The sequence below is a fragment of the Limimaricola hongkongensis DSM 17492 genome (assembly GCF_000600975.2).
GTDB classification, from domain to species: Bacteria; Pseudomonadota; Alphaproteobacteria; order Rhodobacterales; family Rhodobacteraceae; genus Limimaricola; species Limimaricola hongkongensis.
Map to the genome: position 1 here is coordinate 111,285 of NZ_KK088648.1, position 13,275 is coordinate 124,559.

General features: G+C 68.6%; 15 protein-coding genes and 1 pseudogene. 9 read left to right on the plus strand and 7 right to left on the minus strand.

Annotated features, from left to right (window positions below; genetic code table 11):
* Positions 1-102 precede the first annotated feature (102 nt).
* The 4 genes from prmC to LOKHON_RS01395 all read right to left on the minus strand — a co-directional run bounded on the left by prmC (position 103) and on the right by LOKHON_RS01395 (position 3,796).
* Positions 103-969, minus strand: coding sequence for a peptide chain release factor N(5)-glutamine methyltransferase (gene prmC, locus LOKHON_RS01380; RefSeq protein WP_017929392.1), 867 nt, complete (start codon positions 967-969; stop codon positions 103-105).
* Positions 966-2,021 carry a peptide chain release factor 1 gene (prfA, locus tag LOKHON_RS01385; protein WP_017929393.1) on the minus strand — a complete coding sequence of 352 codons (1,056 nt, stop codon included), beginning with the start codon at positions 2,019-2,021 and terminating at the stop codon, positions 966-968. The genes prmC and prfA overlap by 4 nt, the downstream gene beginning before the upstream one ends.
* A 42-nt stretch (positions 2,022-2,063) precedes the next feature.
* Positions 2,064-2,537 carry a DUF1499 domain-containing protein gene (locus LOKHON_RS01390; protein ID WP_026147581.1) on the minus strand — a complete coding sequence of 158 codons (474 nt, stop codon included), beginning with the start codon at positions 2,535-2,537 and terminating at the stop codon, positions 2,064-2,066.
* A 98-nt stretch (positions 2,538-2,635) separates the two neighbouring features.
* Positions 2,636-3,796, minus strand: a complete 1,161-nt coding sequence (locus LOKHON_RS01395) for a M20 aminoacylase family protein (protein WP_017929395.1) — start codon at positions 3,794-3,796, stop codon at positions 2,636-2,638.
* 62 nt (positions 3,797-3,858) lie between these two features.
* Between LOKHON_RS01395 and mazG the strand changes: the two genes are divergently transcribed.
* Both mazG and LOKHON_RS01405 read left to right on the plus strand, forming a co-directional pair.
* Entirely contained in the window at positions 3,859-4,707 is an 849-nt protein-coding gene (mazG, locus tag LOKHON_RS01400; protein ID WP_017929396.1) for a nucleoside triphosphate pyrophosphohydrolase, read from the plus strand.
* Between the two features lie 75 nt (positions 4,708-4,782).
* Positions 4,783-5,784 (plus strand): Fe(3+) ABC transporter substrate-binding protein, encoded by a 1,002-nt coding sequence (locus tag LOKHON_RS01405; protein ID WP_017929397.1) that lies wholly within the window; start codon positions 4,783-4,785, stop codon positions 5,782-5,784.
* 75 nt (positions 5,785-5,859) lie between these two features.
* Here LOKHON_RS01405 and LOKHON_RS01410 read toward each other — a convergent pair whose 3' ends face one another.
* Positions 5,860-7,692 (minus strand): ABC-F family ATP-binding cassette domain-containing protein, encoded by a 1,833-nt coding sequence (locus LOKHON_RS01410; RefSeq protein ID WP_017929398.1) that lies wholly within the window; start codon positions 7,690-7,692, stop codon positions 5,860-5,862.
* A gap of 31 nt (positions 7,693-7,723) precedes the next feature.
* Positions 7,724-8,470 carry a GNAT family N-acetyltransferase gene (locus tag LOKHON_RS01415; protein WP_017929399.1) on the minus strand — a complete coding sequence of 249 codons (747 nt, stop codon included), beginning with the start codon at positions 8,468-8,470 and terminating at the stop codon, positions 7,724-7,726.
* A gap of 38 nt (positions 8,471-8,508) precedes the next feature.
* On the opposite strand from LOKHON_RS01415, the gene msrB reads away from it, so the two are divergent.
* The gene (msrB, locus tag LOKHON_RS01420; protein WP_017929400.1) at positions 8,509-8,919 is read left to right on the plus strand and encodes a peptide-methionine (R)-S-oxide reductase MsrB; all 411 of its coding nucleotides are present in this window, start codon (positions 8,509-8,511) and stop codon (positions 8,917-8,919) included.
* A gap of 8 nt (positions 8,920-8,927) precedes the next feature.
* Here the strand turns inward: msrB and LOKHON_RS01425 are convergent, their stop codons facing one another.
* Positions 8,928-9,398 (minus strand): outer membrane protein assembly factor BamE, encoded by a 471-nt coding sequence (locus LOKHON_RS01425; RefSeq protein WP_051059665.1) that lies wholly within the window; start codon positions 9,396-9,398, stop codon positions 8,928-8,930.
* A 92-nt stretch (positions 9,399-9,490) separates the two neighbouring features.
* On the opposite strand from LOKHON_RS01425, the gene LOKHON_RS01430 reads away from it, so the two are divergent.
* The 6 genes and pseudogenes from LOKHON_RS01430 to LOKHON_RS16410 all read left to right on the plus strand — a co-directional run.
* A complete protein-coding gene (locus LOKHON_RS01430; protein WP_017929402.1) occupies positions 9,491-10,054 on the plus strand; it encodes a YceD family protein in 564 nt (187 codons plus the stop codon).
* A gap of 208 nt (positions 10,055-10,262) precedes the next feature.
* Positions 10,263-10,469 carry a 50S ribosomal protein L32 gene (gene rpmF, locus LOKHON_RS01435; RefSeq protein ID WP_017929403.1) on the plus strand — a complete coding sequence of 69 codons (207 nt, stop codon included), beginning with the start codon at positions 10,263-10,265 and terminating at the stop codon, positions 10,467-10,469.
* 141 nt (positions 10,470-10,610) lie between these two features.
* Positions 10,611-11,675, plus strand: coding sequence for a phosphate acyltransferase PlsX (plsX, locus tag LOKHON_RS01440; protein ID WP_017929404.1), 1,065 nt, complete (start codon positions 10,611-10,613; stop codon positions 11,673-11,675).
* A complete protein-coding gene (locus LOKHON_RS01445; RefSeq protein WP_017929405.1) occupies positions 11,672-12,643 on the plus strand; it encodes a beta-ketoacyl-ACP synthase III in 972 nt (323 codons plus the stop codon). The genes plsX and LOKHON_RS01445 overlap by 4 nt, the downstream gene beginning before the upstream one ends.
* 97 nt (positions 12,644-12,740) lie before the next feature.
* The gene (ihfA, locus tag LOKHON_RS01450; protein WP_017929406.1) at positions 12,741-13,043 is read left to right on the plus strand and encodes an integration host factor subunit alpha; all 303 of its coding nucleotides are present in this window, start codon (positions 12,741-12,743) and stop codon (positions 13,041-13,043) included.
* Positions 13,044-13,053: 10 nt separating this feature from the next.
* Positions 13,054-13,227, plus strand: a pseudogene (locus LOKHON_RS16410) (MerR family transcriptional regulator); the annotation flags it as partial.
* Positions 13,228-13,275: the final 48 nt, after the last annotated feature.

Sequence of the window (13,275 nt, forward strand, 5' to 3'; positions counted from 1 at the left end):
CGCTTGCGCCTTCCTCCGTCCGATGCCTAGGACTAACCATGCGAGGCGGGGTGGAGCAAGCAGAAACTGCCCGATCCACGCAAAACGCGGGTTTTTCCGCGCTCAGAACCCCGATTGCGGCAATCCCAGCACGATCACCCGGTCGCGCCCGTCAAGATCGGGGATGAGCGCGACCGGCGCGAACCCCCGCGCCACGGCAAGCCCGCCCACCGCCTCGGCCTGCTCCGCGCCAAGCTCCATCACCAGCCGACCGCCCGGCGCCAGCACCCGCGCGGCGCCATCGAGGATCGCGCGGTAGCATGACAGCCCGTCCGCCCCGTCGGTCAGCGCGCCCTCGGGCTCCCAGTCGCGCACCTCTGGCGCGAGATCCGCCATTTCGCCGCGCGCGATATAGGGCGGGTTCGACACCACGAGATCGAACATGCCCTCGACCCGGCTGACCCAGTCCGACACCGAGATATGCGCCCGGTCGGCAAGCCCCAGCGCCCGCGCGTTCTCGCGCGCCACCGCGCAGGCGGCCTCGGACACATCGACGCCCACCCCGCGCGCATCCGGCATTTCCGCCAGCAACGTCAGCAGGATGCAGCCCGATCCCACGCCAAGATCGAGCACGTGGCCGAACGGTTCGGACAGCGCCGCCTCGACCAGCATCTCGGTTTCGGGGCGCGGGTCGAGCACGTCGCGCGTCACCTTGAAGCGACGGCCATAGAAGGCCCGGCTGCCGGTCAGGTGCGACACCGGTTCGCGCGCGCAGCGCCGCGCCACCAGCGCCTCGAACGCCTCGAGCTTCGCGCCGTCGATCGGCTCGGGCAGCACCAGCGTCAGCCGCCCCGGATCGACGCCGACCGCATGCGAAAACAGCCGCCGCGCGTCGCGGCCCGGATCGGGCACCCCGGCCTCGGCCAGCCGCCGCGTTGCCGCGAACAGCGCCGCCGAACCGGTCAGCGGGCCCGCGGGCAGCGGGCTCATGCCTCCATCTCCGCCAGCAGCGCCGCCTGCGCCTCGGCCGTCAGCGCGTCGATGATCTCGTCGAGATCGCCGCCCATCACCGCGTCGAGCTTGTAGAGCGTCAGGTTGATGCGGTGATCGGTCATGCGGCCCTGCGGGAAATTATAGGTGCGGATGCGCTCTGAGCGGTCGCCCGAGCCGACCTGCGCGCGCCGATCGGCGGACCGCGCGCCCTCCACCCGCATCCGCTCGGCGTCGAACAGCCGCGAGCGCAGCACCTCCATCGCCAGTTCGCGGTTGCGGTGCTGCGACTTCTGGCTCGAGGTGACGACGATGCCGGTGGGAATATGGGTGATCCGCACCGCCGAATCCGTGGTGTTGACGTGCTGGCCGCCCGCACCGGACGCGCGCATCGTGTCGATGCGGATGTCATTGGGGTCGATCTTCACATCGACCGCCTCGGCCTCGGGCAGCACCGCCACGGTCGCCGCCGAGGTGTGGATGCGCCCGCCGCTTTCGGTTTCGGGCACGCGCTGCACGCGGTGCACGCCGGACTCGTATTTCAGCCGGGCAAAGACGCCCTCGCCCGCGACCCGCGCGACGACCTCCTTGATGCCGCCCAGCTCGGTGGCCTGCTCCTCGATGATCTCGAAGCGCCAGCCGCGCGCATCGGCGTGGCGTTGATACATGCGAAGCAGGTCGGCGGCGAACAGCGCGGCCTCGTCGCCCCCGGTGCCGGGGCGGATCTCGATCATCGCCGGGCGCGCATCGGCGGCATCCTTGGGCAAAAGCGCAAGGCGCAGCGCCGTCTCGGCGGCCTCCAGCCGCGCACGCAGGCCCGGCAGCTCTTCTTCCACGAGGTCGCGCATCTCGGGATCGTCGCGCAGCGCCTGCGCCTCGTCGATCTCGGCGGCAAGCCGCGCGTGCAGCGCCGCCGTTTCCACCACGGGCTTCAGCTCGGCATATTCGCGGCCCAGCTCGGCGATTTCGCCGCCCGAGGCCCCGGACGACATCTTGGCCTCGAGAAACTCGAAGCGGGCGGTGATCTGGTCGATCTTGTCCTGTGCGATCATGGATCACCCATCCTCCATCGCCCCGGACGCGTCAAGTGACGCTCAGCGGCGCGGCAACCGCTCGGACAGCGCCGCCATCCACGCCTCGACCCGTTTGCGATTGACGCCCATGTCCGACACGCCGAACCGGTTGCGCGCCCAGATCATCAGCGCCGCCCCCCCCGATTCAGGCACCGCCTTGACGCTGGTATAATCGGGAAACCCGATCAGGGCCGAACGCGTCACATAGGTCGCGCGCCCCTCTGCCGGGCTTTCGAACAAAAGCGTCGTGCGCGGCGTGGCGCGCGCGATTTCGTCGAAGGCCGACAGCAGCGTCGCGGGATCGGTCGCAAAGACCGGCGGCGCGGCATGGGCCGGGCCGGTGCGCACCAGCCAACCGCCCTGCTTAGGCTTCACCGGCACCTGCGCCACCTCCATGGGGTCGACATGCCAGCGATCGGCATCCGAGGGCGCGACCCGCACCCATGTCAGCGGCACGGCCGCGGCGACCAGTGCAGATACAGTCAGAATAGCCATTTTCTTCAATGCCTTGCCTATCAAACTTCCGGCGCGCCCAAGGCGCGGCTTTCCCCAGCCGAACGTCTTGGGCGACGCCGCGTTCCCACCTGCGGCGCTCAGCCGCGCGCGGGCTGCGCCCGTTCGACCAGCCGCGCGAAGAAGGACGCGCCATAAGGCGCGGTGTCGTCGTTGAAATCATATTCGGGGTGATGCACCCCGGCCGTGTCGCCATTGCCGATGAAGAGATAGGCGCCGGGCCGCGCCTCGAGCATGAAGGAAAAATCCTCGGCCCCCATGGCGCGCGGGCTGTCGGGAGCGCTGGCAAGGCCCACTTCGCCCGCCACCTCGGCCGCGAATTCTGCGCGGCCCGCGTCATTGATCGTCGCCGGGTAGCCGAGATTGTAGTCGAGATCGGCGCGCACGCCGTAGGCCATGCCCTGTCCTTCGCAGATCTCGCGCATGCGGCGCATCACCATCGCCTGCACGCCTTTATCGAAGCTGCGCACCGTGCCGTTGATCCAGGCGGTCGCGGGGATCACGTTGTCGGCGCTGCCGGTGTGGATCTGCGTGACCGAGATCACCAGATCCTCGCGCGCATCGTGGTTGCGGCTCACGATGGTCTGGATCGCGGTGACGATGCCGCAGGCGGCGACGACCGGGTCGGTCGCGTCCTGCGGCATGGCGCCATGCCCGCCCTTGCCGGTCACGGTGATGGTGAAATCATCCACCGCCGCCATGATCGCGCCGGGCGCGGTGCGAAAATGGCCCACCGGCAGGCCCGGCTCGTTGTGCAGCGCATAGACCTCGCCGATGCCGAACCGCTCCATCACGCCCTCCTCGACCATGACGCCGGCGCCGCCGCCGCCCTCTTCGGCGGGCTGGAAGATCAGCGCGACGGTCCCTGCGAAATTGCGCGTCTCGGCAAGGTATTTCGCCGCTCCGAGCAGCATGGTGGTGTGGCCGTCATGGCCGCAGCCATGCATCGCGCCGATGTTGGCCGAGGCATGCGGCAGGCCGGTCTCTTCGTCCATCGGCAGCGCGTCCATGTCGGCGCGCAGCCCGATCACCGGGCCGTCGCCGCGACCACGGATCAGCGCCACGACGCCCGATGTGGCGATGCCCTCGTGGATCTCGTCGACGCCGAACTCACGCAGCCTGGCCGCGATGAACGCCGCCGTCTCGTGGCAGTCGAACCCGACCTCGGGCGCGGCGTGAAGCTGGCGGCGCCAGCCCTGCATTTCTTGCGTGAAATCGGCGATGCGATTGACGACGGGCATGGCTGGCGCTCCGGGCTTTGAAATCCTAGCCTGCGGCTTGCCACCGACAGGAGCCACGCGCAATGCCCCAGACCGAGCCCGAGATCCTTCAGCCCGACCTTGATGCCGCTCGCGAAATCGCGCGGCTTTCGGCCATCATGCGGGCGCTGCGCGACCCCGAGCACGGCTGCCCATGGGATATCGAGCAGGATTTCGCGACCATCGCGCCCTACACGATCGAAGAGGCCTACGAGGTGGCCGACGCCATCGCGCGCGAGGATTGGCCCGAGCTGCGCGGCGAGCTGGGCGACCTGTTGCTGCAATCGGTCTACCACGCGCAGATGGCGACCGAGGCCGGGCATTTCGACCTCGCCGCCGTGGCGCGCGCGATCTCCGACAAGATGATCGCCCGCCACCCGCATGTCTTCGGCGATGAAAGCCGCGACCGCACGGCGGATGAACAGACGCAGGCCTGGGAGGCGATCAAGGCGGCCGAGCGCGCGGGCCGCGCCGAGACCGGCGTGCTCGACGGCGTGGCGCTTGGCCTGCCCGCCCTGATGCGCGCGGCCAAGCTGCAAAAACGCGCGGCACGGGTCGGATTCGACTGGCCGCAGACGGCGCAGGTGCTCGACAAGCTGGTCGAGGAGGCGCAGGAGCTGGTCGAGGCGCGCGACAGCCTGAGCCATGACGAGATCGAGGCCGAAATGGGCGACCTGTTGTTCGTCATGGCCAATCTGGCGCGGCATCTCGACGTCGATCCCGAGGCGGCCCTGCGCCGGTCCAACGATAAATTCACAAGACGCTTCAAATACATAGAGGTCGAACTTCAATCTCGCGGCAAGCATCCCTCCGAAAGCGACCTCGATGAGATGGACGCTCTGTGGAACGAGATCCGGCGCGCGGAGAAGCAGCGCGAAAAAGTTTCAAACTAAAAAACTCAGGCATTGACCCGACCAATTCGCTCGGGTTTAAGCGCCACCAATCGCAACACGCAATTGGAGCGTCCCATGACCCTTCGCCCCGTTCTCACCATCGCCGCCGCCCTGGCCGGCACCACCGCGATGGCCGATGTCAACGTCTACACCACCCGCCAGCCCGAGCTGATCCAGCCGGTGGCCGACGCCTTCACCGAAGAGACCGGCATTGCCGTCAACCTCGCCTTCGTCGAGGACGGCATCGTCGAGCGGCTGGAAGCCGAGGGCAAGCGGTCGCCCGCCGATCTGGTGATGACCGTCGACATCGCCAATCTCAGCCAGATCGTCGATGCCGGCGTCACCCAGCCGGTCGAGAGCGAGGTCCTGAACGAGTCGGTTCCGGCCAACCTGCGCGGCGAGAACGGCGACTGGTTCGGCGTCACCACCCGCGCCCGCATCGTCTATGCCAGCCAGGAGCGCGTCGCCGACGGCGAAATCACCACCTACGAGGATCTCGCCTCGGACAAGTGGGAAGGCCGGATCTGCACCCGTTCGGGCCTGCACAACTACAACCTCGCGCTGGTCTCGGCGATCATCGCCCATCACGGCGAAGACTATGCCAAGGAATGGGCGCAGGGCGTGAAGGACAACCTCGCGCGCAAGCCCGAGGGCAACGACCGCGCGCAGGTCAAGGCGATCTGGGCCGGTGAATGCGACATCTCGCTCGGCAACACCTATTACATGGGCAAGATGCTGCAGGACGAAGAGCAGACCGAGTGGGCGAACGCCGTCCGCATCACCTTCCCGACCTTCGAGAACGGCGGCACCCATGTGAACGTCTCGGGCGTCGCGCTGACCCAGTCCGCGCCGAACAAGGAAGAGGCGGTCCAGTTCATGGAATTCCTCGTCTCGCCGCAGGCGCAGGAAGTCTATGCCGAGGCGAACTTCGAATACCCCGTGCTCGACAGCGCCGAGGCCTCCGAGCTGGTGCAGGGCTGGGGCGAGTTCGAAGCCGACGAGACCGACCTGCCGACGCTGGCCGACCACCGCGCCGCCGCGCTGCGGATCATGGAAGAAGTGAACTTCGACGGCTGATCGTCACAAGCGAAAGAAAAGCCCGCCTTCATTCCGAAGGCGGGCTTTTTTCGTTTGAGGATAATGACTTAAAGATCAGGCCCCGGCCTTCTCCTCCAACTCCAGCCATTCGGTTTCAGCCGCATCCAGCGCCGATTGGCGCTCGGCCATCGCCTCGGTCGCCTTGCGGAACTTCACCGGCTCGCGGGTGAACAGCTCCGGGTCGGCGAGCAGCTCCTCAAGCTTGGCGATCTCGCGCGTCAGCCGCTCGATCACGCCGGGCAGCTCTTCGAGCCGGTGCTTTTCGGTGAAGCTGAGGCTCGGCTTCGGCGCCTCGGCCTTCGGCTTGGGCGCGCTCGGGGCGCTTGGCGCGGGCGCGCTGCCGCGCGGCGCGGGGGCATGGTTCACCGGTGCGGCGGCGTTCTTGCGCTGGCTGCGGTAATCGCTCCAGCCGCCCGCATAAAGCGTGGCGCGCCCGTCGCCCTCCATCGCGATCGTCGTGCTCGCCACCCGGTCGAGAAAATCGCGGTCGTGGCTGACCAGAAGCACGGTGCCGTCGTATTCGCCCAGGAGGTCCTGCAGCAGGTCCAGCGTCTCGATGTCGAGATCGTTGGTCGGCTCGTCGAGCACCAGCACGTTCGAGGTCTGCGCCATGATCCGCGCCAGCAACAGCCGCGCCTTTTCACCGCCCGAGAGCGACTTGACCGGCGCGCGGGCCTGGCCTTCGTCGAACAGGAACTCCTTGAGATAGCCGACCACGTGCTTGGGCGTGCCGCGCACCATCACCTGGTCCGAGGAGCCCGACACCGCCATCAGCGGATCATTAGTCAGGCTGTCCCACAGCGTCGCCTCGGGGTCGAGCCGGGCGCGGGCCTGGTCGAACACCGCGATCTCGAGGTTGGTGCCGTGCTTGATGCGGCCCTCATCAGGTTCAACCTCGCCAAGCAACATCTTGATAAGCGTCGTTTTTCCGACCCCGTTGGGGCCGACGAAGGCGATCCGGTCGCCGCGCATCACGGTCAGGTCGAAGTTATCGACGATGCGCTTGCCGGCATATTCCTTGCGCAGGCCAAAGGCTTCGACGACCTTCTTGCCCGAGGTCGGCCCTTCGCCCAATGCCATCGCCGCCGTGCCCTGGCGGCGGATCTGGCCCGCCCGCTCGGCGCGCAGCTCCTGCAGCGCCCGCACCCGGCCCTGGTTGCGCTTGCGCCGGGCCGAGATGCCCTCGACCGCCCAGCGGGCCTCGGACTTGATCTTGCGATCAAGCTTGTGGCGCGCCATGTCCTCGTCTTCCCAGGTCTTGTCGCGCCACGCCTCGAAGCCTTCGAAGCCGGTTTCCTGCCGCCGCACCGCGCCGCGGTCGATCCACAGCGTCGCGCGGGTCAGCGCCTTGAGAAAGGCGCGGTCGTGGCTGATCAGCACGAAGGCGGCGCGGGTCTGCTTCAGCTCGGCCTCGAGCCAGGCGATCGCCTCGATGTCGAGATGGTTGGTCGGCTCGTCGAGCAGCATCAGCTCGGGCGCCTCGGCCATCAGCTTGGCCAGCGCCGCGCGCCGCCGCTCGCCACCCGAGGCGGTGGCCGGATCGCGGTCGGGATCGAACTTGAGCCCCTCGGCCACGACCGAAAGCTTGTATTCCTCGCCCAGCTCGAGGTTCTGCGCGGCCCAGTCGCCCAAGCTGGCGAAGCCCGAGAAATCCGGGTCCTGCTCCATGTAGCCCACCGATGTGGCGGGCGGCACGGCGCGGATGCCGCGATCGGCCTCCACGAGACCGGCCATCACCTTCATCAAGGTGGACTTGCCAGAGCCGTTGCGGCCCACGAGCGCGACCCGGTCGCCGGTCTGGACCGCGAGCGACAGGTCGTCGAAGACCGGATCGCCGCCGAAGGTGAGGGAAATATCGGTGAGCTGGAGAAGGGGTGCGCGTGCCATGCCCGCCAGCTAGAGGGCGGCGCGCGGCTTATCAAGGCCCGAATGCGAGCGCGCGCAACGCGCGGGCGCGCGGCGCCGGGATCGCCGCGACATCGACCATGCACAGCACATGCAGCGTGTTCATCGCGCGGTCGATCACCGCGTGATCGCCCACCACGCCCCCCATGCCCAGATAGCTGCGCAACAAGGGCGGCAGCCCGGCCCGCGCCGCGCGTGGATCGGCGACGGGCCCGCCGAGCGCGACCGCCTCGCCCGCCCGGCGCCCGGGCGCGATCATGCGCGGCGCGGCATGATGCGCGCCGAGCCAGGCCAGCGCCGGGGCGTGCGGCGCGGGGTCGGTTCCGGCGAACGAGGCGCAGCCGAACAGCAAGGTCGCGCGCTGCCGCACCACGATCCGGGTCAGCGCCGCGAGCGCGAGACGCAGCGCCGCGCCGTCGCGCGCCTCGGGGGCGGTGCAGAACCGGCCGATCTCCATCAGCCGCCCCGGCCAGCCCGCCAACGGCGACAGGTCGTAGGACGCGGCACTCGCGGCCTGCGTCACCTCCGCCGGCTCGAAGACTCGCCAGCGCAGCGCGCACAGCGCCCGACCGGCCCCGTCCTCGACCAGCAAATGACGGCTCGTGGCGTCATGGCCGTCCTCGTCGCGCAGCGCCCCGCCCAGCTCCACGAAGCAGCGCGCCCTGAGCGCCATGGCGCGCGCCCGCGCGGCCCCGCGCGGCTCGAACGCGACCATCCCGGCGCGCCGCAGCATCACGCCGCGCTCTGGCGGATCGGCCATGGCTGACTACATAGGGGGGCGAGATCACGGAGGACCAGATGGACAAGATCACCAAACCCGACGCGCAATGGCGCGAGGAGCTGTCCGAGCTCGAATACAAGGTCATGCGCAAGCACGGCACCGAGCGCGCCTTCAGCCACGAGAATTTTCCCAAGGGGCCCGGCACCTTCACCTGCAAGGGCTGCGGGCGCCCGCTCTTCGATGCCGACACCAAGTTCGACAGCGGCACCGGCTGGCCCAGCTTCTACGCGCCGATCGGCCCCGACGCGGTCGGCGAAAAGACCGATCGCAGCTTTTTCATGAAGCGCACGGAGGTGCATTGCGCGGCCTGCGAATCGCATCTGGGCCACGTCTTTCCCGACGGCCCGGCGCCGACCGGGCTGCGCTACTGCATGAACGGCGTGGCGATGGAGTTCAAACCGGCCTCCACGGATGAAAGCGCGGCCTGATCGCCGCGTCATTCGTCGTTGATCAGCGCGCTCGGGTCGAAATTGCCCGCCGCCCCCGCCAGTTGCCGCAGGAAGGTGCCGCTTTCGACGCTGTCCTCGGTGACCCGGCGGGTCAGCGGCACGATGCGCCCGTCGCTGAGGTCGAACCGCTCGACATTGGCGACCCCGCCAGAGGCCGCGAAGCTGATCGCGACGACCTCGCGGCTCACTTCTTCGGGGGCGAAGAAGCCGTAATGGCGAAACACCGACCGCACGTAGTAGAGATCCTGCGCGCCGAGCGCGCCGGTGGTGGTCGGCGGGCCGGCCTTTTCGAGCACCGCCTCGCGGCTTTCGCCGAGCGAGATCGACGACAGCACGGCTTCGGCGGGCACGTATCCGTGGAACCGCTCGGTCGGGCTGCAGGCCGCGAGGAGCGCGATCCCCAGCATGGCGGCGCCGCGGCGAAACCCGCGGCCGATCTTGTCCCGGCCGGTATCCATGCCCATCTGCCCCTGCTCTTGCCTCAAGCCCTTGCGGCTTCTAAAGCCGCTTACAACAACACCAAGCCTATCTTCAAGGAAGGAAGCGGACCATGGCAGACGCGACCCCACTTCCGCGCCGGGTGATCCGCCTGGGCGAGCTGTCCGAACGCCGCGGCACCGAGGCCGTGATCGAAACCGACGCGCCCGCCCGCGCCGCCGTGGCCGCGGCCCTGGGCATCCGCGGCATCCGCAAGCTGCGCTTCGCGGCGCGGCTTTCGCCCGAGGGCAGCCGCGGCTGGCGGCTCGACGGCGATCTCGGCGCCACGGTGGTGCAGGACTGCGTGGTGACGCTCGACCCGGTGGTGACGCGGATCGACGAGACCGTGCTGCGCCGGTATCTCGCCGACGTGACCGAACCCGACGAGGCCGAGGCCGAGATGCCCGAGGACGACACGATCGAGCCGCTGCCCACCGCGGTCGATCTGGGCCAGGTGATGATCGAGGCGCTGGCGCTCGCCCTGCCCGATTACCCGCGCGCCCAAGGCGTGGGCCCCGCCGACATGAGCGCCACCGCGCCGGGCGCCGCACCGATCACCGACGAGGACGTGAAGCCGTTTGCCGGGCTCAAGGGGCTGCGCGACAAGCTTTCGGGCGGAGAAAACGACGACGCATAGCACTGCCCCCTTGCTTTTCGGCGCGGCGGCCGTATTTTCGCGGCCTCTTTCCATTCCACGGCTCGACAGCCCGCTTCTTATCGCCTAAGAGCGGCCGGACGTCGCGGGATGGATCCCCTGACCGGGGCCATGCGCCCACCCGCCAGCCGGGCCGGACCCGTTTCCGCGCCCACTTAGACTAGAGCCAGTATTACTTCGAGGTTGTGACATGGCCGTTCCGCAGAACAAGATCTCCAAGTCGCGCCGCAACCAGCGTCGGGCCCATGACGGCCTGACCGGCGCGAACCCCAATGAATGCACCAGCTGCGGGGAGCTCAAGCGCCCGCACCACGTCTGCCCGTCCTGCGGCAGCTATGCCGATCGCGAAGTGATCGCGCAGGCCGCCGAGACCGAGCTGGACGACGACGCGGCGTAAGCCCCGTTATCCGGGCTTTGGCGCGGGACGGGCTTTGGCCCGGACCGCGCCGCCCCTCGGGGCACGGCCCGGATGTCTGCAGCAGCGACACCGGCGCGCCACCACGACCGCGCCCAGAGCATCGGGGCCGCGATGACGGGCATGTCCCAAGACAGTTCCATCACGCTTTCCGTCGACGCCATGGGCGGCGATCAGGGCCCGGCCGTCGTGGCCGCAGGCGTGACGAAATTCCTTTCCTCCGATCCTTCCGCGCAGGTGATCCTGCACGGCCAGCGACAGATCCTCGAGCCGCTGTTTTCGGGCTCGGACGTCGCCGCCCGGGTCGAGATCGTCCATGCCGACGGCGTGGTGACGATGACCGACAAACCCTCCAATGTGATGCGCAGCGGCAAGTCCACCTCGATGTGGTCGGCCGTCGACGCCCTGCGCGACCGCCGCGCCGGCGCCTGCGTCAGCTGCGGCAACACCGGCGCGCTGATGGCGGTGTCGATGATCCGGCTGCGCAAGGCCGAGGGCGTCAACCGCCCCGCCATCGCCTGCCTGTGGCCCTCGCGCAACCGGCAGGGCTTCAACGTCATGCTCGATGTCGGCGCCGATATCCGCGCCGATCAGGACGATCTTCTGGCCTATGCCATGATGGGCGCCTCCTATGCGCGCAACGGGCTCGGGCTGGAGCGGCCGCGGATCGGGCTGCTCAATGTCGGCACCGAGGAGCACAAGGGCCGGGCCGAGCTGAAGGTCGCCTCCGACATGATCGGCGCCGCCGCCGGGAACGGCGATTTCGACTATGTCGGCTTCGTCGAGGGCGGCGACATCCCCTCGGACCGGGTCGACGTGATCGTCACCGACGGCTTCACCGGCAATGTCGCGCTCAAGACCGGCGAAGGCACCGCCACGCTGATCTCGGGGCTCTTGCGCGAGGCGTTCCTGTCCTCCACCATCTCCAAGCTCGCGGCGCTGCTGTCGCGTGGCGCGATGGGCCGGCTGAAATCCCGGATCGATCCGCGCCAGGTCAATGGCGGCGTGTTTCTCGGGCTGGGCGGCATCGTGGTGAAAAGCCACGGCTCGGCCGACGCCACCGGCGTCGCCGCCGCACTGAGCCTTGCCGCGCGGCTTGCGCGGTCCGATTTTTCCGAAAGGCTGGCGCATCGCATCGCCGGTGTTTCGGCCCTGCATCAGGACGCACCCAAGGAGATCAAGGCATGACCATTCGCGCGGTCGTCACGGGTGTCGGGCACTACCTCCCCGAACGGGTCATGGAAAACGCCGAGTTCGAGGCCTTCGTCGAGACCTCCGACGAATGGATCCGCTCGCGCTCGGGGATCGAGCGGCGCCACATCGCCGCCGAGGGACAGGCCACCTCCGATCTCGCCGCCCGCGCCGCCCGCGCGGCACTGGCCGATGCCGGTGCGGACACCGACGGGGTCGATGCGATCATCCTCGCCACCTCGACCCCCGATTTCACCTTCCCCTCCGCCGCCACCATGGTGCAGCGCGAGCTGGGCATGACGCATGGATTCGCCTTCGACGTGCAGGCGGTCTGCGCCGGATTCGTCTACGCGCTGGCCACCGCCAACGCGATGATCCTCACCGGCCAGGCGAAACGCGTGCTGGTGATCGGCGCCGAGACCTTCAGCCGGATCATCGACTGGACCGACCGCGCGACCTGCGTGCTGTTCGGCGACGGCGCCGGCGCGCTGGTGCTCGAAGCCGCCGAGGGCGAGGGCCTGTCCTCCGACCGCGGCATCCTGTCGGCCGATCTCAACTCCGACGGCCGCCACAAGGACATCCTGCATGTCGATGGCGGCGTCTCGACCGGCGCCACCGGCCATCTGCGCATGGAGGGCCGCGAGGTGTTCCGCCACGCCGTTGAAAAGCTGGCGCAAACCGCGCATCTGTCGCTCGACAAGGCGGGGCTCGGCCCCGACGATGTCGACTGGGTCGTGCCGCATCAGGCGAATATCCGCATCATCCAGGCCACGGCCAAGAAGCTCGGCCTCGGCATGGACAAGGTGGTGACCACGGTCCAGGACCATGGCAACACATCGGCCGCCTCGATCCCGCTGGCGCTCTCCGTCGGGCAGGCCAACGGCCAGATCAAGAAGGGCGATCTCGTGGTGACGGAGGCGATCGGCGGCGGCCTCGCATGGGGGTCGGTCGTGCTGCGCTGGTGACCCCGCGTGACCTCGCTGCAACTGTGACTTCCATCCACTTGAGATTGACTTGAAATTGCCGTCGGCCTTAAAGTTGCGGCAGAGCAGGGAGATCGAGATGGCGGACAAGACATTGACCCGGATGGATCTTGCCGAGGCGGTGCATGAGGAGCTGGGGCTGTCGCGCAACGACAGCGCCGAGCTGGTCGAAGCGGTCCTGGGGCATATCTCGGATGCGCTGGTGGCCGGCGAGCAGGTCAAGATCAGCTCCTTCGGCACGTTTTCGGTACGCGACAAGGCGGCGCGGATCGGCCGCAACCCCAAGACAGGCGAAGAGGTGCCGATCCATCCGCGGCGGGTGCTGACCTTCCGCTCCTCGCACCTGATGAAGGACAAGGTCGCCGCGGGCAACCGGAGCTGAGGCGGCCCGGATGGTGAAATCGGCTCAAGCATTCCGCACCATCGGCGAGGTGTCCGAGGCGCTCGACACGCCTGCGCATGTGCTGCGATTCTGGGAAAGCAAGTTCGCGCAGGTCCGGCCGGTGAAACGCGCCGGTGGGCGGCGCTACTACCGCCCCGAGGATCTCGACCTGCTCTGCGGCATCAAGATGCTGCTGCACGACCGGGGCATGACCATCAAGGGCGTGCAGAAG

Bases quoted from the DNA above. Each gene is read 5' to 3' on its own strand.
- prmC (WP_017929392.1), bottom strand. From the start codon at position 969: ATGAGCCCGCTGCCCGCGGGCCCGCTGACCGGTTCGGCGGCGCTGTTC.
- prfA (WP_017929393.1), bottom strand. From the start codon at position 2,021: ATGATCGCACAGGACAAGATCGACCAGATCACCGCCCGCTTCGAGTTT.
- LOKHON_RS01390 (WP_026147581.1), bottom strand. From the start codon at position 2,537: ATGGCTATTCTGACTGTATCTGCACTGGTCGCCGCGGCCGTGCCGCTG.
- LOKHON_RS01395 (WP_017929395.1), bottom strand. From the start codon at position 3,796: ATGCCCGTCGTCAATCGCATCGCCGATTTCACGCAAGAAATGCAGGGC.
- mazG (WP_017929396.1), top strand. From the start codon at position 3,859: ATGCCCCAGACCGAGCCCGAGATCCTTCAGCCCGACCTTGATGCCGCT.
- LOKHON_RS01405 (WP_017929397.1), top strand. From the start codon at position 4,783: ATGACCCTTCGCCCCGTTCTCACCATCGCCGCCGCCCTGGCCGGCACC.
- LOKHON_RS01410 (WP_017929398.1), bottom strand. From the start codon at position 7,692: ATGGCACGCGCACCCCTTCTCCAGCTCACCGATATTTCCCTCACCTTC.
- LOKHON_RS01415 (WP_017929399.1), bottom strand. From the start codon at position 8,470: ATGGCCGATCCGCCAGAGCGCGGCGTGATGCTGCGGCGCGCCGGGATG.
- msrB (WP_017929400.1), top strand. From the start codon at position 8,509: ATGGACAAGATCACCAAACCCGACGCGCAATGGCGCGAGGAGCTGTCC.
- LOKHON_RS01425 (WP_051059665.1), bottom strand. From the start codon at position 9,398: ATGGATACCGGCCGGGACAAGATCGGCCGCGGGTTTCGCCGCGGCGCC.
- LOKHON_RS01430 (WP_017929402.1), top strand. From the start codon at position 9,491: ATGGCAGACGCGACCCCACTTCCGCGCCGGGTGATCCGCCTGGGCGAG.
- rpmF (WP_017929403.1), top strand. From the start codon at position 10,263: ATGGCCGTTCCGCAGAACAAGATCTCCAAGTCGCGCCGCAACCAGCGT.
- plsX (WP_017929404.1), top strand. From the start codon at position 10,611: ATGTCCCAAGACAGTTCCATCACGCTTTCCGTCGACGCCATGGGCGGC.
- LOKHON_RS01445 (WP_017929405.1), top strand. From the start codon at position 11,672: ATGACCATTCGCGCGGTCGTCACGGGTGTCGGGCACTACCTCCCCGAA.
- ihfA (WP_017929406.1), top strand. From the start codon at position 12,741: ATGGCGGACAAGACATTGACCCGGATGGATCTTGCCGAGGCGGTGCAT.